Source organism: Streptomyces sp. NPDC001100 (assembly GCF_053598575.1).
The window spans coordinates 29,736-48,614 of record NZ_JBSFKO010000028.1 but is presented as its reverse complement, the minus strand read 5'-3'; the positions used below and the strand labels follow the sequence as shown (position 1 = coordinate 48,614).

The following is an 18,879-nucleotide window of genomic DNA, read 5'->3' as shown; positions in this document are numbered from 1 at the left end:
CGCATTCGTCGAAGGAGCGCGCCATGCCGAGAACGGCCCCACCGGGACACACCCCTCGTTTCACCGCCTACAGTGCCCGGTTCCCGAAGGGCACGGACGCCTTCGTCTTCGCGCAGTACGGCTGCCAAGCGTCGTCCCGGGAGGAGGCCGAGCGGGGCGCGGCGGGCCTCGCCGCGCTGTTCACCGGGCCGGACGGGCCGGACCTGGTCGACCGCGGATCGTTCCACGACACCGCCGGAGCGCACAACGTGGCGTTGCTGGCGTACTGGTACGACCCGGGCCGCCACCGGCGCTGGCGGGAGTCGGACGCCGTCCGCGCCGCCTGGGACGGCCTCCCCGAGCAGGGCCCGGTCGGGCACTGGCGCGAGGAGTCCGTGATCCCAGTCGAGCGGAACGAGACACTGCACACGCACCGCCGTGAGGACTACACGACCAGCGGTCTTTCGCAGTCCGGCGCCCTCGAACTCCCCGAGACCCAGGTGCACGACTACTGGGGCGCCGCCCGCGACCGCATCGCGGCGTCGGCCTCCGAAGCGCTGGAGCCCGCGATGCCGGCCTTCGAGCCGCGGGATCCCGCGGCCCGGGAGACTCGTGGCCGCCGCGTCAGCGTCGACGTACCGGGAAACGTGGCGCTGATCCGCACCGCGCAGGACTGGTCCGCCAGCACGCTCTACCGCGAGACGTACCTGGCCGACGTCAAGCCGGTCAAGGACCGGGGCGTCGACTTCCTGGCGGAGAACGCCGGATCCGGCTGTATCGCCGCCCGCAACCTCACCGAGGAGGCGGCCGACGGCACGCCGCTCGACCGCGCCTGCACCATCGCCTGGTTCGCCTCGCTCGAACACCTGATGACCTGGTGCCGGTCGCACCGCACGCACCTGGACATCTACGCCAGCTTCTTCCGGATGGTCGGCGGCGGAGAGGGCCCGCTGGACGTCGCCTTCTGGCACGAGGTCTCCGTACTGCCGAGCGGCTCGGTGACCGCCGAGTACGTCAACTGCGATCCGCGCACCGGCTTCCTGCCGCTGTCCCCAACCACCTGACGACAGAGGAGAGTTGACCATGGTCGAGTACACAGGGGCCTTCAAGGCGGCCGCCGTCCAGGCCGAGCCGGTATGGCTCGACGCCGACGCCACGATCGACAAGAGCATCGGCCTGATCGAGGAGGCCGCCCGCGCGGGGGCACAGCTCATCGCCTTCCCCGAGACCTTCGTTCCCGGCTACCCCTGGTGGCTGTGGCTGGACTCCCCCGCCGCCGGCATGCGGTTCGTCGGGCGCTACCACGAGAACTCACTGACCCTGGAAGGCCCGCGCTTCCGACGCCTCCTCGACGCCGCACGCGCGAACTCCATCGCGGTGGCCCTCGGATTCAGCGAACGCGGCGGCGGCAGCCTGTACATGGGCCAGGCGATCATCTCCGCCGACGGCAAGCTCGTCGGCGCCCGCCGCAAGCTCAAGCCCACCCACGTGGAACGCACCGTGTTCGGCGAGGGCGACGGCTCCGACCTGGTGGTCCACGACACCGAACTCGGCCGCGTCGGTGCCCTGTGCTGCTGGGAACACCTCCAACCGCTCACCAAGTACGCCATGTTCAGCCAGCACGAGCAGGTGCACGTGGCCGCCTGGCCCAGCTTCTCCGTGTACAAGGGCGCGGCCTACGCACTCGGCCCGGAGGTCAACACCGCCGCCTCCCAGATCTACGCCGCCGAGGGCCAGGTCTTCGTCCTCGCCCCGTGCGCCGTGGTCGGCGAGGCGGCCGTCGAGCTGTTCTGCGACACTCCCGTCAAGCAGCAACTGCTGCAGCGCGGCGGCGGCTTCGCCCGGATCTACGGCCCCGACGGGCGCCCCCTGGCCGACCCGCTGCCCGAGGACGCAGAGGGCATCCTGTACGCCGACATCGACCTGACCGCGATCCCGTTCGCCAAGGCCGCCGCCGACCCGGTCGGGCACTACGCCCGCCCCGACGTCACCCGGCTCCTCCTCAACCGCGCCGAGCGACGCCCGGTGGAGTACGGCACCTGTGCCGCCCTGCCCGGCGAGCATTTCGACGGTGCCGAGGCGATCATCACGGAGCCGGAACCGGAACCGGGGACGGAGCCGGTCCGAGAGCCGGAGGCGACAGCGGTCGGCTGACGCCGGCTCAGTGCGTCGAGGGCACGTACGTGACCCCGAAACGGAACTCCCGCCGCCGGCCCGGCTGCAGTGACAAGGCGGCGGCGAGTTCCGGGCGGTTGAAGGCGTCCGTGGGTACCTCGACGGGCTCCAGCGCGATGGATCCGCGCCGGTCGCGGGCCAGGGTGTCGCCGGTGAAGACATGCAGGTACCCGCCGTACTGCCACACCCGTAGTTCGTCTCCGGTCGCGGGATCGCTCAGTACCGTCTCGGTGCGGCCCCCGGAGCCGGGGGTCAGGTCGGCGAAGCAGGCGTCGATGACGGCGTCGCCGAGCCTCCTGGGCGTACGGAAGTCCATGTCGGGGCGCTGGTCCAGGGACAGCAGGGCGTCCTTTCCGCGCAGGGGGATGAGGCAGTCGTCGGTGCGGATCAGCGTGTGGGCGGGGATCCGCAGGACCAGCTCGTCGATGGGGCGGGAGAGGGTGAAGTACGGGTGCCAACCCGCCGCGTAGGGGGCGGCGGTCTCCCCCACGTTCGTCGCCCTGATCTCGATGCCCAGGTCATGGCGGCCGACCGTGTACTCCACGTCGAGGTCGAGCGCGAACGGGTAGCCGGGGTACCGCCCGGGTCGGATGGTCGTGCTGCGCAGCAGCAGCCGTGCCGAGTCGGGCGTCATGGTGGCCGCGACGAGCCGGAACGGTGCTTCGCGTGCGAAGCCGTGGTAGACCGTGCGCTCGCCGACGCGGCCGGGCAGCAGGTCGTGGTCGCAACCGCCGTAGCGATAGCGGCCGTCGGCCACACGGTTGGGGAACGGGGCGAGCAGGCCCGCCCGTACACCGTCCTGCGACAGGAGTTCGGCCTCGTCGCGGTAGCCGTCCGTGAGTTCCGTCAGTTCCGTGGGCTGCCCGGCGGCTCCGTTTCCTACCTGCCAGCTCAGCAGTGTCGCCCCGCGCAGGGCGAGGACGGCGCGCACCGCGCCGTCCGGCGCGGAGACGCTCACGGTGGGTTCCTCGCCGAGGCTGCCCTCGGCGATCCGGAAGGTGTCGGCAGTCCCGTCCCGGGTCCCGCCCCCGCCTGTCACCCGGCTTCCGGAACGAGCTTCTTCGCCCCGGTCATGATGGCGACCGCGTCCTCCATGGAGTGCGACTGCGGGGTGATGACCCCGGCGCAGCCGCCGAGGCGCTGGATGTGGATGCGGTCGGCGACGTCGAAGACGTTGGGCATGTTGTGGCTGATCAGGATGATGCCGAGGCCCTGGTCGCGCAGGTCGCGGACGAGCTTGAGCACCTGGCCGGTCTCGCGGACGCCCAGCGCGGCGGTGGGTTCGTCGAGGATGACGACACGACCGCCGAAGGCGCCCGCGCGGGCGACGGCCACCGACTGGCGCTGGCCGCCGGAGAGCGTCTCCACGGCCTGGTTGATGTTCTGCAGGGTGCTGATGCCCAGGCGCTTGATGTGGTCGGACGCCTGACGCTTCATCTCGCCGGTGTCGAGCATGCGGAACACCGAGCCGAGCACACCCTTGCGCCGGATCTCGCGGGCGAGGAACAGGTTGCTGGCGATGTCCAGCGCCGGGGCCACGGCGAGGGTCTGGTAGACCGTCTCGATGCCGGCCTCGCGGGCGTCCTGCGGCCGCTTGAAGTTCACCTCGGAGCCGTCGACCAGGATGCTGCCCTGATCGGGGACGAGCGCCCCGGAGAGGCACTTGATCAGGGTGGACTTCCCGGCGCCGTTGTCGCCGATGACGGCGAGAACCTCGCCGGGGTAGAGGGTGAGGTCGACGTCGTTCAGGCCGACGACCCGGCCGAAGACCTTGACCAGGCCCTTGGCTTCGAGAACGGGGGCGGTGGGGGTCGTCACGACTTCACACTCCGGATCCACTGGTCGACGGAGACAGCCGCGATCACCAGCACGCCGACTGTCAGGACTTGGTAGTTGGGGTCGATCCCGGCCAGTGCCAGACCGTTGACGAAGACCTGGACGATGAGCGCGCCGATCAGCGAGCCGAGCACCACGCCGCGGCCGCCGAACAGGCTGGTGCCGCCGATGACGACGGCAGTGATGGACTGCAGGTTGGCGTTGAGCCCGCTGTTGGGGTCACCGCCGCCGACCCGGCCGACCAGGATCCAGGCGCCCACGGCGATGGCGAAACCGCCGACCAGGTAGGCGCTCAGCAGCACCCGGTTGACGGAGATGCCGGCCAGGCGGGCGGCCTCGATGTCGTCGCCCACGGCGTACAGGTGCCGGCCCCAGGCGGTGTAGCGCAGGGCGTAGCCGACCACCGCGTACAGGGCGATCATGAGCAGCACACCTGTGGTCAGGTTCAGTTGCCCGATGGAGACCGTGTCCGCGCTCCACATGAGGATGTTGCCCGGCTCCAGCGAGACGGTCTGGCCCTTGGCGTAGATGAGCGTGATCGCGGTGAAGATGCTGAGGGTGCCGAGCGTGACGATGAACGGTGGCAGCTTGATCCTGGTCACCAGCAGGCCGTTGACGGCCTGCGCGGCGACGGCGACGGCCGCTCCCGCGAGCAGGGCCAGCACGCCCGGCAGGTGGTTGTCCGCGACGAGCTTCGACATCAGCAGCGACGCCAGCACCATGACCGCGCCGATGGACAGGTCGATGCCGGCCGTGAGGATGATGACGGTCTGGCCGACGGCCAACGAGCCGATGACGGCCACCTGTTGGGCGATGAGCGACAGGTTCTGCAACGCGTAGAAGCGCTCGTTGACCAGGGAGAACACAATGGCGGCGAGCACCAGGACGATCGCCGGGCTGAGTGCCGGCTGACGGTGCAGCACCGACTGGATGCGCTGGGCCGGCGTGGCGGGCCGGTTGAGGAAGTCCTCCGCCGGCGCCGGTGTCGCTTCACTGTCCACGTGGGTGGTCACAGGGGGTCCTTCCGGTTCTTTCCCTCGTGCGGGCCTTCGTAGGAGCTCATGACGTACGGGCTGGTGCGGGTGGGCCGCCGGTGCCGTGACGGCTGCCGGCGGCCCACCCGGCCGGCCGGGTCAGCTGCCCCAGCAGGCGGACGCGGCCTGCGTCGGGGACTGGACCGTCAGACCCCCGAGGGCCTTGGCGGCGACCAGCGCGGTGCCGGTGTCGTAGAACGACTTGCCGTTGGTGACGCTGGGCTTGCTGCCGCCGCGGGCGAGCTTCGCGATGGAGCTGACGCCGAGGGCGGCCATCTTGCCCGGGTACTGCACGGCGTCGGCGGCGAACTCGCCGCTGGTGACGTTCTTCAGGCCCGAGCAGCTGCCGTCGATCGCGTAGATCGCGACGCTCTTCTGCTTGTTCGCCGCCTTCAGCGCGTTGTACGCGCCCTCGCCCGCCGGTTCGTTGATCGCGTAGACCACGTTGATGTTCGGGTTGGCCGACAGGCAGTTCTCCATCGCGGTGCGTCCGCCGTCGATGGCGCCCTGGGTGGGCTGGTGGCAGGCGACCGTGTACGTGCCGCCCTTGCCGGCGGTGTACTTCCCGGTCTTGGCCTCCTTGCCGTTCTCGGTCTTGCTGCCCGGGTCGATGCCCATGCCCTCCAGGAAGCCGTGGTCGCGGTCGATGTCCACCGAGACGACCTGGTTGTTGAACAGGTCGAGCATGGCGATGACCGCGGGCTTGCCGTCCAGGGCCGCCGCCGCGTACTGGCCGTCGAGCTTGCCCGCCTGCTCGTTGTCGGTCGCGTAGGTGATGTCCGCGACGCTCGGCGGGTTCGGTGCGGTGTCCAGGGCGATCACGAAGAGGCCGGCCTGCTTGGCGCGCTTGAGCGCGGTGTTCACCGCGTCGCCGTTCGTGGTGATCAGGATGCCCTTGTCGCCGCGCGAGACGGCGTTGTCTATGGCGGTGATCTGGGTCTGGGTGTCGCCGTCCGACGTTCCCGCCGCCACGGTGAGGCTCACCTTGTCCTTGGCGGCCTGGGTCTTGGCGTCCTTCTCCATGCTCACGAAGTACGGGTTGCTCAGCGTCTTCAGGATCAGTGAAACACCTACCTTCCCGCTGCCGGACGACGAGGAGCCCGAGTCGGAGGAGCCGCAGGCGGCGAGGCTGGCGCCGAGGCACACGGTGATGCCGATGGCTGCCGCCCGGGTGCGCCGACTGCGGAGGCCCGCTGCCTGGCTGGAGGAGAGGTTCATGACGTGATCCCTTTCGAGCCGTCCCTTGGTCGACGCTGAGACAACGTTGACTCGACGGGATAGTGGGCCCGTATGGACGAGCGCGTCAAGACACTGGTAAACATGCGTCGGCAACAAGTCGGTAACGCGTAATCAGTTGGAGACAACGATGACTCAGGGCGAGCCGCCGTCGCCGTCCCCCCGCAGCCGCCCCACCATGCGCGAGGTGGCGGCACTGGCAGGCGTCGCCATCAAGACGGTCTCCCGCGTGGTCAACGAGGTGCCCACCGTCGATCCGGCGATCGCCGCCCGGGTGCGCGAGGCCGCCGACAAACTGGGCTACCGGCCCAACCTGACAGCCAGCAGCCTGCGTCGCGGGGACGGCCGGACGGCCACGATCGGGATGCTTGTCGAGGACTCGGCGAACCCCTTCTCGGCGGCCCTGACCCGTACCGTGGAGAACGTGGCACGCGGGCGCGGAGTGCTCGTCCTGGTCGGAAGCCTCGACGAGGACCCGGCCCGGGAACGGGAGTTGGCCCGCGCTCTCATAGACCGGCGGGTCGACGGCCTGGTGATCGTGCCGGCCGGCCGCGACCACAGCTATCTGATCAGCGAGCAGCGTTCGGGCACCTGCATGGTCTTCGTCGACCGCGAGCCCAGCCTGCTCGACGCGGACACCGTCGTCTCCGACAACCGCCAGGGCGCCCTCACCGCCGTCAACCACCTGCTGAAGGCCGGCCACCGCCGCATCGCCTACCTCGGCGACCGCGCGACCATCTCCACCGCCGCCCAGCGTTTCGACGGCTACCGGCACGCCCTGGAGGTCGGGCACATCGAGTACGACGACGAGATCGTCCGGCACACCGGGGCCAGCGAGGAATCCGCGATCGCCGCGACGCGGCGGCTCCTGGCGCTGCCGAACCCGCCCACCGCGCTGTTCACCAGCCAGAACTTCGTCACCATAGGGGCCGTGCGAGCGCTGCGCGCACTCGGCCTCCAGGACACCGTCGCCCATGTGGGCTTCGACGACTTTCCCCTGGCCGACATCCTCAGCCCGGGCATCTCCGTCATCGCCCAGGACGTCGAGCAGCTGGGCAGGACAGCCGCCGAGATGCTCTTCCGCAGACTGGACGGCGACCGGTCACCCACCCGCGCCGTCACCATTCCGACCCGGCTGATCGAGCGGGGTTCCGGCGAGATCACAGCCGGCGGACCCCACCACGGCTGAACCGCTGAACCGCCGCACGAGCTGCGAACCACCGCCCCACAGAGAGTGAAGGCACTGGTCAACAACCCTGACCTGATGGTTCCGGCCGTCAGAGGAGGCCACGGGCAACGGCGTAGACCTTGCTGCTGTCGCCGAGCGGTGTCGCCTCGATACCTACGTAACCGTCGTATCCGGCCGTTTGGAGCCAGGCGAGTTCCGTGGCCCAGTCGATGGTCCCGGTGCCGAATTCGTGGCGACCCGGGATGTCGGCTGCCTGGACGTGACCGAGCAACGGCACGGCGTCCTGGATCTCGGCTCCGAGGGGCTCGCCGTTGAGGACGGCGTGGTAGCGGTCGTAGAGGAAGCGGACGTTCGGGAGGTCGATCGCGCGCAGGAGGGAAAGCGCCGACCGTGAGTCGGAGATCAGGGCGTTGGGGCCCTCGTCCGCGCGATTGACGACCTCCACGAGCAGTTCGAGGCCATAGCCGCCGGCTTCCTCTCCGGCCCGTGCGAGAGCCGTGCGCGCGTTGCGGAGCTGGGTGGCCGGTTCGATTCCCGGGACGACGTCTCCGGCGAGGACCACGAGCCCCGGCGTGTTGAGTCGTCGTGCCGCGTCGGCGGCTGCCCGTACGCGGGTGAGGAACTCCTCGTGCGACGACGGGTCGCCCAGGTCGCACTTGTCCCGCCACGACTCGACGCACAGCGTGATCAGGCGTGTGTCGGTGGAGTCCAGTGCGCGGCTGAGGCGGGAGAGGTCCTTGTTCCACCACTCCCAGATTTCCACCGCGCGGAATCCGGAGTCGGCCGCGGCGCGTACGCGGTCGTCGAGAGGGCGTTGGTTCTCCAGGAACATCATCTCGACGCAGGCGGAGAAGTCGATCACGGGCGAACCGCCTTTCTCGCCACGGCCGTTCCGGCTCTGAGGGCGGCAACCGGGTCGGCCGCCTCGTCCAGTTCGACGAGTACGGTGTCGGCGCCGGGGGTGCGCGACATGACCTCGGCCCAGCCCTGCCAGTCGACGATGCCCGAGCCCAACTCGGCCATGTAGGGCTGCTGTTGGGCGAAGACCGTTTCGTCGACGGCGAGTTCGACGTCGATGGGCCCGACCGCGTCCTTCCAGTGGGCGAGGGCAATGCGCGGGATGTGGCGGCGGGCCACCGCCACCGGGTCTCCGCCGCCGAGGGCGATGTGGCAGGAGTCGGGGCAGAGCCAGACGTAGCGCGGGTCGGTCAGGGCCATGAACAGGTCGATGTCCCGCTCGTACCAGAGGGTGCTGTTGGACTCCGTGTGGAAGGCGAGCCTCACGCCGAGACGCGAGACGGCCTCTCCGACCGCGTGCGCGATGTCGGCCATGCGGGTCATGTACGCGGCGTCGACAAAGAAGGGCGGTCGCGTGCCGAAGGTCGTCCGCATGGGCAGGCCTGCGACAAGGAGTTCCGCGCCCACGTCGGCGAGGAAGGCCGCCCTGCGTTCGGCGTCGGCGACGATCGCGGGCAGGTTGTCGCCGTCCCGCCAGCCGGGTGCGTCGCTGTCGGCGATGAACGCGCTGACGACGGACAGGCCGCGGGCCGCCAGATCGCGGCGGAAGGCGGGCGCGCTGCCGAAGGCCCGCAGGGCCGAGGCGATGTCGCCCGGGGCGAAGGTCAGCTCGATGCCCGTGACACCGGATTCGACCAGCGCGTCCATCACCCGTGCCCAGAATCGCTCGGGGTGGGCGAGGGCCCAGTCGCGAACCGCCTCGGCCGAGGGGAGGTTCCAGAAGTCCGGGTGGTAGAAGGTGATCACGTCGGTGGCGAAACGCGGTGTCGTGACGGTCACGCGGTACCTCCGCGGGCGTTGTAGACGACGATCCCGTCGGCCGCGTCGACCGCCTTGCGGTAGTTGCGGAACACGGCCAGCGCCTCGTCCCGGAGGACGTCTCCTACGACCTCGATCCCGCGTGCCTCGAACTGCTCGGCCCAGTCCGCGCCGAGGGGGCCCTCGTCGAACGTGGTGATCTCCTCCAGCTCGGGCCCCTCCCCCGCGACCACGAGACCGCGCACCCCGGACCACATCGTGGCCCCGTAACACTGCACGCAGGGGCGCCAGTTGACGACGAGTTCGTGGACGGGCACCCCTTCCGCGCCCAAGTCCCAGCCGCCGACGGCCGTTTGGGCCAGTCCCAGGGCCACCACCTCCGCGTGCGCGCTGGAGACACCGGAGGCGAGCACGACGTTCACGCCCACCGACACGATCCGGCCGGTGCCGCGCTCGGCGACGAGAGCCGCGAACGGACCGCCGTTGCCCTCCCGCCAGTTGCGGTCGGCCAGGCGGTGCACGAGCCGCATCCGGTCCGCGCGGTCGGGGACCACCGCCGGCACGTCGGCCAGCTCGTCGTCGATCCACGGGGACAGCGCCACGCGGTATTCCTTCGCGATGTCGATCACGTTCGGGCTTCCTCTCGGTGCGCGGCCAGCGGCGCGGTACGGGTGGTGACGGCTCGGGCGGCGACGGCTCGGGCGGCCCGTACGGCGGTCACCGCGCCGGTCAGGGTGACGTTTGCGGCCATCGGGGTGGGGATCACGCCGTTGCCGGCGAGGTACAGGTTGTCGTAGCCCCATACCCGGCCGTCCGGGTCGCAGACGGTCGTGCCGTCGTCGGCGGTGCCCGCCCGGACCGTGCCGGTCAGGTGCAGGGAGGAGCCGGGCGGCAGCAGTGCGAGTTCGGTCGCGGGGTCGAAGGGACCGAACTCCTCGGCCAGTGACCGGACTTCGGCGAGAGCCCGGTCGATCAGGGCGCGGTCGGTGTCGGAGTGGTCGAACTCGACACGGATGCGCGGCAGTCCGGCGAGGTCGGTCTCCGACTCCGAGAAGACGAGACGGTTCTCGGGGCGCGACTCGACGGGGGCATACAGCGTGAGGCCCACGGCGTGTGCGAGCGGGCGCCCGTCGTCGTCGACGTAGGTCCGGTTCATGATCTGTCCGTGGAAGGGCTGCGCCGTGCCGTTCTGCGGCAGCCAGAGCGAGTCCGTGCTGAACTCGCCGGTGCGCGGCAGGGGCAGGTCGTCCTGTGCGATGCCGAACCGGTCCAGGTCGAGCAGCACCCGGGCGGTGATGAACGCGTGCTCGTTGAGGTGGCGGCCCAGGGCCGGGGGGCGGATGCCCGAGGCGAACAGCAGCTGCGGGGTGCGCAGCGCGTCGGCGCACACGATGACGGTGTCCGCGTGGAGGTCGGTCTCCGTGCCGTCGGAGACGCGACGCAGTCGGGCGCCGGTGACCCGGCCGTCGGAGACGAGCAGGCGGGTGGCGAGTGTTGCCGTCAGCAGGGTGAACGCCGGGTCTCCGCCGGACGCGACGGGCGGGAAGATCGTCCCCGGCGCGGTGCGCGGCATGGGGCCGGATGCCGTCGTCGTGACGGCCATGGGCATCGGCTGCGGGCGCCGGTCGGCCGGCGCGGTGGCGTCGTAGCGCCTTCGCAGTACGTCGAGAACCAGACGGCCGGCCTCGGTGGGGCCGATGGGGGAAGGCGTGACGGCGAGCAGTCGGCGCGCGGTGTCCAGGTCCGCCGCCCATCCGGCCGGGTCGCCGAAGTCGAACACCTCGTCCCCGGCGGGCCACGGGGTCGCGGCGGTCCAGTGCACGCCCATGCCGCCCGCGTTCCACGCCAGTGCCGTCGCGGGCATCGCCTCGGCGTCCTCGCCGAAGGCCAGCGCGTGGAACATTCCGGGCGTCAGCTCGGTGAGGCTGGCCGCCGCCTCCCGCACCACCTCGGCGCCGGTGTACATGCCCTGGACACCGCTGACGACCTGTTCGTTGTAGCGCGACCAGAGGACCGGGTCGTCGATGTCGTGCAGATGCAGCCCAGGCGTCCTGCCGATGGCGCTGCCGCCCTCGACCATCGTGATGCCCAGCCCCGGATCGCCGTCCCGCAACAGCCGGGCCGCCACGGATCCCATGATGCCGCTGCCCACGATGAGGACGTCGGTGTGCGGGGTGTCGGTCACAGGGAAACTCCAAAGTCGTTTCGTGTGGGGGGAGTTACGCGCCGGGGACGAGCGGGCCGAACAGCTCCGTGTCCATGCGGTCCAGTGCCAGCTTCACTGCGCCGATCAGCGCGGCGTCGCGGCCCAGGCCGGTGGCGCGCAGTTCGATCGCGGGGGTGCGGGCGAGGCGCATCGCCTCGCGGACGCGGGGCAGCAGCACGTCGGCCGCGTCCTCCAGGCCGCCGCCGAGCACGATGAGCGAGGGCGCGACCGTCCAGGACAGGGTGGTGAGGATCGAGGTGATGTTCTCGACGAACTCGTCGACCTCGGCGAGTGCTTCCGCGTCCCCCGTGCGGGCCGCGTCGAAGCGGTCCAGCGCGACCCGGCGTCGATCCGGCTCGGGTGAGGTGAGCCAGGCGACGGGGTGGTTCTCGACCGAGCCGACCGGTATCGAGTGTGCCTCGATGATCTCGCCGGCGGCGCCGTCCAGACCCCGGTGCACGGCGCCCCGGATGAGGATGCCGAGGCCGGTCCGGTTGCCGAGGACCGCCCAGACGACGTTGTCGTGGTCGCCGGCCACGCCCCGCCAACGCTCGGCCAGCGCACCGAGGTTGGTGTCGTTGTCGGCGAACCAGGGCATGCGGACGCGCCGCCCGAGCTCGTCGGGCAGACGCACGCCCTCCCAGCGCGTGGTGTGCACCAGGCGTCGTACGACACCTTCGTCGTCGATCGCGCCACCGGCCGCGACCGCACCTGCGCGCAGCCGGTCCGGTGAGCCGCCCGCGTCGTCGAGTGCCTCCCGTACGAGGGCCGCCGCGTCGTCGAGCGTGGACTGCGGATCCTGGTAGGCGCGCAGCGGGCGGTGCGCCCGGCCGAGGATACGGCCGCGGACGTCGGCCACCACCGCGGACACGTCCAGGGTGCTGATACGGACGGCCGCCAACAGGGCGTGTTCCGCGCGCAGTCGATACCGTCGGGCAGGGCGGCCGGCGCAGCCGCTGGTGGGCACGCGGTCGAGCTCGGTGACCCAGCCCGCCTCGATGAGCGAGTCCAGGATCAACTCGTTGGTACGACGGGAGAGTCCGGCCTGCTCGGCGAGCTCGGTCAGGGTCATCGGCCCGGCCGACACCGCCAACGTACGCAGAATCACCGACGTGTTGACGCGGCGGACGGCGCTCTGGTTCATCCCGTTGGTCGCGGACTTCAGCCGGCTCACCTCATTCCCGTTCCGGCGATGCCCTGCACGAAGTACCGCTGCAGGAACAGGAAGAGCAGGAGCACCGGCAGCATGACGACCACGGCACCGGCGAGCATCAGGCCGTAGTCGGTCACGTGCGCCGCCGCCTGGCTGGTGGCCGCGAGGCCCACCGGGAGCGTGTAACTGGAGGTGCTCTGGGCGACGACGAGCGGCCAGATGAAGTAGTTCCACGAGTTGAGGAACGACATGATGGTGATCGTCGCGACCGCCGGGCCGGCCAGCGGGAGGAAGATCCGGAAGAAGATCCGGAACTCGCCGGCCCCGTCGATGCGGGCCGCCTCCAGCAACTCGTCGGGGATCGACGACGCGTACTGCCGCATGATGAACACCGACATCGGCATCGCCAGGCTGGGCAGCGCGATACCGGCGAGGGTGTCCGCGAGCCCCATGTCGACGGTGAGCACGAACTGCGGGACGAACACCGCCGTGAACGGCACCATCATCGCGGCCATGACCGCGCCGAACGCGAGCCGCCTGCCCGCGAATTCGAGTTTCGCGAGCGCGTAGCCGGCGGCCGATGCCGCCACGATGTTGCCGACCACCACCATGGCCGCGACGACGATGCTGTTGACCATGAACCGGCCGAAGCCCTGGGTCCGGAACAGCCGGGTGAAGTTGTCGAGCGTGACGTGGTGGGGGAACAGGGAACCGGGGTCGGAGCGGATCTCGTCGAGGCTGCGCAGCGAGCCGCTGATCCCCCAGAGGAACGGGAGGAGGGTGAGCAGCGCGCACAGGACGAGTGCGGCATAGAGCAGGGGCCGGGCAACGGGCCGCGGTCGTACGGCACTTCGGGCGATGGCGCTGCGTGTGGTCATGTCGGTGTTCTCCGACGCGGTGACGGCGGTCATGCGCGGGGCCTCAGCAATCGGAACTGGACGATGCTCACCAGCGCCACGAGCACCAGGGTGACGAAGGAGGCGGCCGAGGACACCCCGAACTCGCCGACCCCGAACTGGTGGTAGGTGTACAGCGCCACGGACTCGGTGGAGCCGAGCGGGCCGCCGTCGGTGAGCAGGTAGGGCTCGTCGAAGACCTGGAGGTAGAAGACGCTGAGCAGCACCGACACCATGAGGGTGGTGGGCAGCAGCAGGGGGACGGTGATGTGCCTCAACTGCCGCCATTTTCCCGCCCCGTCGAGGGCGGCGGCCTCGTAGACGTCTCGCGGGATCGCCTGGAGACCGGCGAGGAAGAGGACCATCGCGGTGCCGAAGTTGCGCCAGACGCCGAGCAGGACGACCACGGGCATGGCCAGGTGCTGGTCGTCCAGCCAGTTCGGTCCGGCGAAACCGACCGCGCCGAGGACCTTGTTGACGGTGCCGCTCGGGTTGAAGGCGTACTGCCAGATCAGGGCGGCGGCGACGATGTTGGTGACGACCGGTGCGAAGAACACGGTGCGGAAGAGGCCGCGCAGACGCTGGATGCCGGAGTCCAGCGCGATGGCCAGCGCGAATCCGACGCCCATGGTGAGCGGTACACCGACGGCCACGAAGACGGCGGTGTTCAGGATGTCCCGCAGGAAGGTCTGGTCCTGGAACAGCCGGAGGTAGTTCTCCAGACCGGTGAAGTCGACCGCGAAGGGATGGCGCAGATCCGCGCCGTGCAGGTCGGTGAGGCTGAAGCCGAGCGCGGCCACGGTCGGGATCGCCGTGTAGAGCAGGAACACGACGATGAACGGGGTGAGGAACAGCCAGGCGACAGCCGTTCGCCGCAGGCTGCGGTTGCCACGGCGCGCGGGGGCCGCGACCGGCCCGCCGCGCGGCCGGTGGCGCGGCGCCCGCGGGGTGAGGGTGATGGTCATCGACGGCTCACTTCGTGCTCGTGCCGACGCTCTCGGCGTACGCCTGGATGTTCGCGGCGGCCTTCGCCGCGGTCTCCTTGCCCTTGGCCACGGCCTCCATCTCCTTGCCCAGCCGGGTCGCGACCTGCTGCCAGGTGCTCACCTGCGGGAACGCCCGCGCCTTCGTCAGCTGCGTGAAGAACGCGTCGAGGAGCGGCTGCCCCTTGATGACCGGGTCGTCCCAGGCCGACACGGCCGCCGGCAGCGAGCTGTACGCCTTGAACTGGGCGACCTGGGTGCTCGGCTGCGAGACGTAGCGGATGAACTTCCACGACGCGTCCGTGTTGCCGCCGGTCGTGAGCACACCCCAGCTGCCGCCGCCGGAGAAGGAGGCACTGCTGGAGGCGCCGGCCGGCAGCGGCGCGGTGGCGACGTGGGACGCCGTCCAGCCGGTCTTCTTCGCGGCGGTGTCCAGCTGGCCGACGACCCAGGGGCCGGTGATCATGCAGGCGGTCTTCCCGGAGACGAAGTACGGCTGGGAGTCGAGGAAGGTAGGGGTCGCGGTGTCGGCGACTCCCGAGGTGAAGAACGACGCGTTGTACTTGATCGCGTCGACCATCGCCGGTGTGTCGAGTGACCACTTGCCGTCGGCGGAGAGCAGGGTGCCGCCGGCCTGCCAGGCGTACATCGCTGCGTCCTGGCCGTTGAAGATGTCCCAGCCGTTGTCGGCCCCGAGCCCGTGCACGGCTCCGGCACCCTGCAGCGCCTTGAAGAACGGCAGCATCTCGGCCCAGGTGGTCGGTGCCTTGACGCCCGCCTTCTTCGCGAGGTCGGCGCGGTAGACGAGGGCGTACGTGTACGCGTACCAGGGCACCGTGTAGGCGACGCCCTTGGCCACACCGGCGTCCCACAGGCTCTTGAAGAAGCTGCCGGAGTCGACGAGCCCCTCCGGCACGGGCCGCAGGATCGACGGGTCGAGGAACTGCGCCTGCGACTCGGGGAAGAACTGGGCCACGTCCGGGCCCTTCCCCGAGGCGATCGCCGCCTGGAGCTTGGTGTAGTACTCGGAGTTCGGTATCAGCGTGAACTTCACGGTGACGTCCGGGTTCGCGGCCTTGAACGGCTTGATCACCTTGTCGAGCACGCTGGCGTCGTCCTGGGTGGCCCAGACATTGACGGTGCCGGTCGCCGGAGCGGTGCCGACCGGCTTCGCGGCTGTCTTCGCGGCGGTGGTCTCGTCACCGCGCCCGCAGCCGGTCAGGGCGAGGGTGCCGAGGAGGGCTGTGCCGGCGGTCAGTCTGAGGACGCCGCGACGGGAGGGGTTGGACACTCGGTGGCTCCTGTCTCATGACATCGCTGAGGACAGTGATGTTTTTTCGTGAGAAAGCACTTCTTGCGGCTTGAGGGACCCAATGGGTGCGATGACGCCTATGCGACTGGCGTTAACGCTAGGAAGTACCTATTTCGACGGCGTGGCGGAGCCGTCACGAATAATTTCGGAACTTGTAGCGAAATCGGCCGCGCATGCCGTCCGACCGGCCCGCAGCGCCCCGCGCCTACGTACCCCGACAGCTGCACCAGTGCAGTCACATGACGGATGGGCCACGGACCGCCGAGCCCTGGCCTCGGGCCTGGGAGAGCGGCGACCGGCCCCTACCCACAGGTCGGAGGGGAAGTGATCACCGTGCCCGGCTCCCCCAACGCACTGTTGTGGCGCGGCATTCTCGCAGTCGGGTTCGGGCCGTGGGCGGTGCCGCCGCGATTCTGCGGCCCGGCATCACGGCACGCGCACTCACCCTCCGGGGCGCCGGGTGGGCGCCGGTCACCGGCGCTGTGGAGATCGGCATGGCCTCTCAGACCTGTCGATGTCCAAGCCACCGGGCCGCCGAGACCCATCGATTCAACTTCACGAGACAGGGGGCACCATGGACAAGCTTTCGGACCAGCTCAGCAGGTTGGCGGACCGCACGAAGAAGGTCGAGGACACCGCCACGGCCGCAAAGGCGAAGAGCCGCGCGCAGCTGGAGACGACCAAGACCAGTCTCAAGGCCTCCGTTGATGGCGTGGGAACCAAGACCGAGGAGGCCGGGGCCCGGGCTCAGGATCGGCTGAGCGATGTGCACGACTCGCTGGAGAAGCACTTTGCCGCGCGGCGAGCGCCGAGCACAAGGCCGGACGCGACCTCAAGAAGGCCGAACGCCGCGCCGACGACGCCGAGCAGGACGCCGCCGACGCGATCGCCCTGGACCTCTATGTACTGGACCAGGCCGAGTGCGCCGTCGTGGACGCCGTACTCGCCCGCGCCGACGCCGACGACCTCGCCGCCGGGTCGGGAACCGCTGGGTGATGCCCGGCTCGGCATCACGATGCGTGCCGAGCCGGCCCTCAACAGGGCGGGCGGTACTTCCACTGCGGGAAGTACTGGCCCCATTCCGCGTGGGTGAGGGCGGGAAAGGCACTGTCACAGATCCGGGAGGCGACCCTTCCGGGGTCAGGGTCCCACAACAGGACAGTCCAGTCCTCGCCGCCGGTGGCGAGGGTGCGGCCGGTCAGGGTCGCGACCCTGGTGAGCATGTATGTGCGGCCCGCTTACCGTCGCGAACGGATCGGTGAGCGTCTGGTCCGTGCCTTCAGGGTCTGGGCGAAGGAGCAAGGAGCGGAACCGGCCGAGGTGACCGCGTACTCCGGTAACGCCGAGGCTCGGCGTTTCTATGGGCGCAACGGCTTCGAGGAGAAGTCGGTGACCCTGGAGTTGCCGTTGTAAGCGTCCCCGTCGCGTCGTCCCGGTGTCACATCCATGGGTCCGCCGGTGTCTTCATGCCGAACCGCCGGGGAGGCAGACGACCTGGCCCGGACAGGCACATGTACCAGGAGGACACCGTGACGATTCGCGTTCCGAAGGCCGAGCTTCCCGTCGACCTCCGGGAGAGCATGATCAAGCAGCTCGGGGCCGTGCCCGAGCCCGTCGAAGTGCTGTGGAACCATCCCGAACTGGCAGCGGCCAACCAGGAGTTCACGGCGAGGGTGAGCACGTGGGACGCGGCGGACGCGGGGCTGAAGACGTTCGCGCACATGGCCGTGGCGGCGCAGGTCGGGTGCGGGTGGTGCCTCGACGTCAACTACTTCTTCGCGCTGAACCAGAACCTCGACCTGACGAAGGCGAGCCAGGTGCTGCGCTGGCGGCAGGCGGACGTGTTCTCGCCCCTGGAGCGGGACGTGATGGAGTACGCGGAGGCCATGACGACCACGCCGACCACCGTCACCGACGAGTTGTCGCAGCGCCTGCTGGAGCGGCTGGGCCCCGCCGCACTCGTCGAACTCACCGTGTTCATCGGCTTCGCCAACATGGCCGCCAGGTGCAACACCGCCCACGGCATCACCTCGCAGGGCTACTCCGACGCCTGCGAGATCCCGCTGGCCCCGCGGGCGGGGAAGATGCCGGTATGACCGAGGACCTCTTCGTCGCCCACCGCGGCCTGCTGTTCACCGTCGTCTACGAGATGCTCGGCTCGACCGCCGACGCGGAGGACGTGCTGCAGGAGTCCTGGCTGCGCTGGGCCGACGTGGACCGGTCCCAGGTGCGGGACCCGCGGTCGTACCTGATCCGGATCGTCACCCGGCAGGCGCTCAACCGGCTGCGCACCCTGTCGCGGCGGCGAGAGGAGTACGTGGGTGAGTGGCTGCCCGAACCGTTGCTCACCAGCCCCGATGTCGCCGAGGACGTCGAGCTCGCGGAGAGTGTGTCGATCGCGATGCTGACCGTGCTGGAGACGCTCGGGCCCACCGAGCGGGCCGTGTTCGTGCTGCGCGAGGTGTTCGAGCTGTCGTACGGCGAGATCGCCGAGGTGGTCGGGAAGTCCGCGGCGACGGTGCGGCAGGTCGCCCGGCGGGCGCGGGAGCATGTGGCGGCCCGGCGGCCACGGGTGAAGGTGAGCCGGTCGGAGCAGGCGGCCGTGGTGGAACGGTTCCTGCACGCCCTGCGGTCCGGCCATCTGCGGGAGTTGATGGAGGTGATGGCACCGGACGTGGTGCTGGTGACCGACGGCGGCGGGGTCGTCCCGGCCGCGCTCGCCCCGATCCACGGGGCCGAGCTGGTCGCACCGATCCTCGCCCGCGCGAACACGCTGGTGGCCGCGTTCGACACCACGCCTATATGGCTCAACGGCGAACCGGCGGGCCGCATGGACGTCGACGGTGTGCCGTCCGCGATCAGTCTCGTGGTGGAGGACGGCCGGGTCACCAGGATCTACGTGGTACGCAATCCGCGGAAGCTGACGCAACTCGACGAGCCGACCGAACTCGCCAGGTGAGTCCGCCCCGTCGACAGCGAAATACCCTATGTACAGCGTGAGTTGACGGAACATCAGTCCTACCGTCGACTCGTCCGTACGAATCCTGTACGAAGCCGGGAACAGAAGCGGAGGGCGGGGAACCGCGCCGCGACCGGGGTGCATC

20 protein-coding genes are annotated in these 18,879 nt (G+C 70.1%); 6 read left to right on the top strand and 14 right to left on the bottom strand.

Annotated features, from left to right (window positions below; translation table 11 throughout):
* Positions 1–23 precede the first annotated feature (23 nt).
* Together ACWDEW_RS33065 and ACWDEW_RS33060 are read left to right on the top strand one after the other, a co-directional pair.
* Positions 24–1,043: a phenylacetaldoxime dehydratase family protein gene (locus ACWDEW_RS33065; protein WP_450517657.1), complete on the top strand. Its 1,020-nt coding sequence runs from the start codon at positions 24–26 to the stop codon at positions 1,041–1,043.
* A gap of 19 nt (positions 1,044–1,062) precedes the next feature.
* Complete coding sequence (locus ACWDEW_RS33060; protein ID WP_450517655.1) at positions 1,063–2,133, top strand: carbon-nitrogen hydrolase family protein; 1,071 nt, start codon at positions 1,063–1,065, stop codon at positions 2,131–2,133.
* A 7-nt stretch (positions 2,134–2,140) separates the two neighbouring features.
* Here the strand turns inward: ACWDEW_RS33060 and ACWDEW_RS33055 are convergent, their stop codons facing one another.
* The 4 genes from ACWDEW_RS33055 to ACWDEW_RS33040 all read right to left on the bottom strand — a co-directional run bounded on the left by ACWDEW_RS33055 (position 2,141) and on the right by ACWDEW_RS33040 (position 6,242).
* Entirely contained in the window at positions 2,141–3,193 is a 1,053-nt protein-coding gene (locus tag ACWDEW_RS33055) for an aldose epimerase family protein (RefSeq protein WP_450517653.1), read from the bottom strand.
* Entirely contained in the window at positions 3,190–3,972 is a 783-nt protein-coding gene (locus ACWDEW_RS33050) for an ATP-binding cassette domain-containing protein (RefSeq protein ID WP_450517651.1), read from the bottom strand. Before ACWDEW_RS33050 ends, ACWDEW_RS33055 begins: the two co-directional genes overlap by 4 nt.
* Positions 3,969–5,003, bottom strand: a complete 1,035-nt coding sequence (locus ACWDEW_RS33045; protein ID WP_450517649.1) for an ABC transporter permease — start codon at positions 5,001–5,003, stop codon at positions 3,969–3,971. The genes ACWDEW_RS33050 and ACWDEW_RS33045 overlap by 4 nt, the downstream gene beginning before the upstream one ends.
* 120 nt (positions 5,004–5,123) lie before the next feature.
* A complete protein-coding gene (locus tag ACWDEW_RS33040) occupies positions 5,124–6,242 on the bottom strand; it encodes a substrate-binding domain-containing protein (RefSeq protein ID WP_450517647.1) in 1,119 nt (372 codons plus the stop codon).
* A gap of 148 nt (positions 6,243–6,390) precedes the next feature.
* On the opposite strand from ACWDEW_RS33040, the gene ACWDEW_RS33035 reads away from it, so the two are divergent.
* A complete protein-coding gene (locus tag ACWDEW_RS33035; RefSeq protein ID WP_450517645.1) occupies positions 6,391–7,449 on the top strand; it encodes a LacI family DNA-binding transcriptional regulator in 1,059 nt (352 codons plus the stop codon).
* A gap of 88 nt (positions 7,450–7,537) precedes the next feature.
* Here the strand turns inward: ACWDEW_RS33035 and ACWDEW_RS33030 are convergent, their stop codons facing one another.
* From ACWDEW_RS33030 to ACWDEW_RS32985, 10 genes are all read right to left on the bottom strand, one after another.
* Positions 7,538–8,311, bottom strand: a complete 774-nt coding sequence (locus ACWDEW_RS33030; RefSeq protein ID WP_450517644.1) for a TIM barrel protein — start codon at positions 8,309–8,311, stop codon at positions 7,538–7,540.
* Positions 8,308–9,246: a sugar phosphate isomerase/epimerase family protein gene (locus ACWDEW_RS33025; protein ID WP_450517642.1), complete on the bottom strand. Its 939-nt coding sequence runs from the start codon at positions 9,244–9,246 to the stop codon at positions 8,308–8,310. The genes ACWDEW_RS33030 and ACWDEW_RS33025 overlap by 4 nt, the downstream gene beginning before the upstream one ends.
* Positions 9,243–9,854: a nucleoside deaminase gene (locus tag ACWDEW_RS33020; RefSeq protein WP_450517640.1), complete on the bottom strand. Its 612-nt coding sequence runs from the start codon at positions 9,852–9,854 to the stop codon at positions 9,243–9,245. The genes ACWDEW_RS33025 and ACWDEW_RS33020 overlap by 4 nt, the downstream gene beginning before the upstream one ends.
* Positions 9,851–11,410 (bottom strand): GMC oxidoreductase, encoded by a 1,560-nt coding sequence (locus tag ACWDEW_RS33015; protein WP_450517638.1) that lies wholly within the window; start codon positions 11,408–11,410, stop codon positions 9,851–9,853. Before ACWDEW_RS33015 ends, ACWDEW_RS33020 begins: the two co-directional genes overlap by 4 nt.
* A gap of 34 nt (positions 11,411–11,444) precedes the next feature.
* The gene (locus tag ACWDEW_RS33010; protein WP_450517791.1) at positions 11,445–12,575 is read right to left on the bottom strand and encodes an ROK family transcriptional regulator; all 1,131 of its coding nucleotides are present in this window, start codon (positions 12,573–12,575) and stop codon (positions 11,445–11,447) included.
* Positions 12,576–12,601: 26 nt separating this feature from the next.
* A complete protein-coding gene (locus ACWDEW_RS33005; RefSeq protein ID WP_450517637.1) occupies positions 12,602–13,495 on the bottom strand; it encodes a carbohydrate ABC transporter permease in 894 nt (297 codons plus the stop codon).
* Positions 13,492–14,445, bottom strand: a complete 954-nt coding sequence (locus ACWDEW_RS33000) for a carbohydrate ABC transporter permease (protein ID WP_450517635.1) — start codon at positions 14,443–14,445, stop codon at positions 13,492–13,494. The genes ACWDEW_RS33005 and ACWDEW_RS33000 overlap by 4 nt, the downstream gene beginning before the upstream one ends.
* Before the next feature lie 7 nt (positions 14,446–14,452).
* Positions 14,453–15,754 (bottom strand): extracellular solute-binding protein, encoded by a 1,302-nt coding sequence (locus tag ACWDEW_RS32995; RefSeq protein WP_450517633.1) that lies wholly within the window; start codon positions 15,752–15,754, stop codon positions 14,453–14,455.
* A gap of 768 nt (positions 15,755–16,522) precedes the next feature.
* Positions 16,523–16,834, bottom strand: coding sequence for a hypothetical protein (locus tag ACWDEW_RS32990; RefSeq protein ID WP_450517631.1), 312 nt, complete (start codon positions 16,832–16,834; stop codon positions 16,523–16,525).
* On the bottom strand, positions 16,810–16,998 hold the full coding sequence (locus tag ACWDEW_RS32985; RefSeq protein WP_450517630.1) for a hypothetical protein: 189 nt from the start codon (positions 16,996–16,998) through the stop codon (positions 16,810–16,812). Before ACWDEW_RS32985 ends, ACWDEW_RS32990 begins: the two co-directional genes overlap by 25 nt.
* Here ACWDEW_RS32985 and ACWDEW_RS32980 point away from each other — a divergent pair.
* From ACWDEW_RS32980 to ACWDEW_RS32970, 3 genes are all read left to right on the top strand, one after another.
* Positions 16,997–17,188, top strand: coding sequence for a GNAT family N-acetyltransferase (locus tag ACWDEW_RS32980; protein WP_450517628.1), 192 nt, complete (start codon positions 16,997–16,999; stop codon positions 17,186–17,188). The genes ACWDEW_RS32985 and ACWDEW_RS32980 overlap by 2 nt on opposite strands.
* 116 nt (positions 17,189–17,304) lie before the next feature.
* Positions 17,305–17,871, top strand: coding sequence for a carboxymuconolactone decarboxylase family protein (locus ACWDEW_RS32975; RefSeq protein WP_450517626.1), 567 nt, complete (start codon positions 17,305–17,307; stop codon positions 17,869–17,871).
* On the top strand, positions 17,868–18,734 hold the full coding sequence (locus ACWDEW_RS32970) for an RNA polymerase sigma-70 factor (RefSeq protein WP_450517625.1): 867 nt from the start codon (positions 17,868–17,870) through the stop codon (positions 18,732–18,734). The genes ACWDEW_RS32975 and ACWDEW_RS32970 overlap by 4 nt, the downstream gene beginning before the upstream one ends.
* Positions 18,735–18,879 lie beyond the last annotated feature (145 nt).

What these genes read in the sequence shown, in the direction of transcription:
- ACWDEW_RS33065 (WP_450517657.1), top strand. Translation starts at nt 24, where the DNA reads ATGCCGAGAACGGCCCCACCGGGACACACCCCTCGTTTCACCGCCTAC.
- ACWDEW_RS33060 (WP_450517655.1), top strand. Translation starts at nt 1,063, where the DNA reads ATGGTCGAGTACACAGGGGCCTTCAAGGCGGCCGCCGTCCAGGCCGAG.
- ACWDEW_RS33040 (WP_450517647.1), bottom strand. Translation starts at nt 6,242, where the DNA reads ATGAACCTCTCCTCCAGCCAGGCAGCGGGCCTCCGCAGTCGGCGCACC.
- ACWDEW_RS33035 (WP_450517645.1), top strand. Translation starts at nt 6,391, where the DNA reads ATGACTCAGGGCGAGCCGCCGTCGCCGTCCCCCCGCAGCCGCCCCACC.
- ACWDEW_RS33010 (WP_450517791.1), bottom strand. Translation starts at nt 12,575, where the DNA reads ATGAACCAGAGCGCCGTCCGCCGCGTCAACACGTCGGTGATTCTGCGT.
- ACWDEW_RS33005 (WP_450517637.1), bottom strand. Translation starts at nt 13,495, where the DNA reads ATGACCGCCGTCACCGCGTCGGAGAACACCGACATGACCACACGCAGC.
- ACWDEW_RS33000 (WP_450517635.1), bottom strand. Translation starts at nt 14,445, where the DNA reads ATGACCATCACCCTCACCCCGCGGGCGCCGCGCCACCGGCCGCGCGGC.
- ACWDEW_RS32980 (WP_450517628.1), top strand. Translation starts at nt 16,997, where the DNA reads ATGTATGTGCGGCCCGCTTACCGTCGCGAACGGATCGGTGAGCGTCTG.
- ACWDEW_RS32985 (WP_450517630.1), bottom strand. Translation starts at nt 16,998, where the DNA reads ATGCTCACCAGGGTCGCGACCCTGACCGGCCGCACCCTCGCCACCGGC.
- ACWDEW_RS32970 (WP_450517625.1), top strand. Translation starts at nt 17,868, where the DNA reads ATGACCGAGGACCTCTTCGTCGCCCACCGCGGCCTGCTGTTCACCGTC.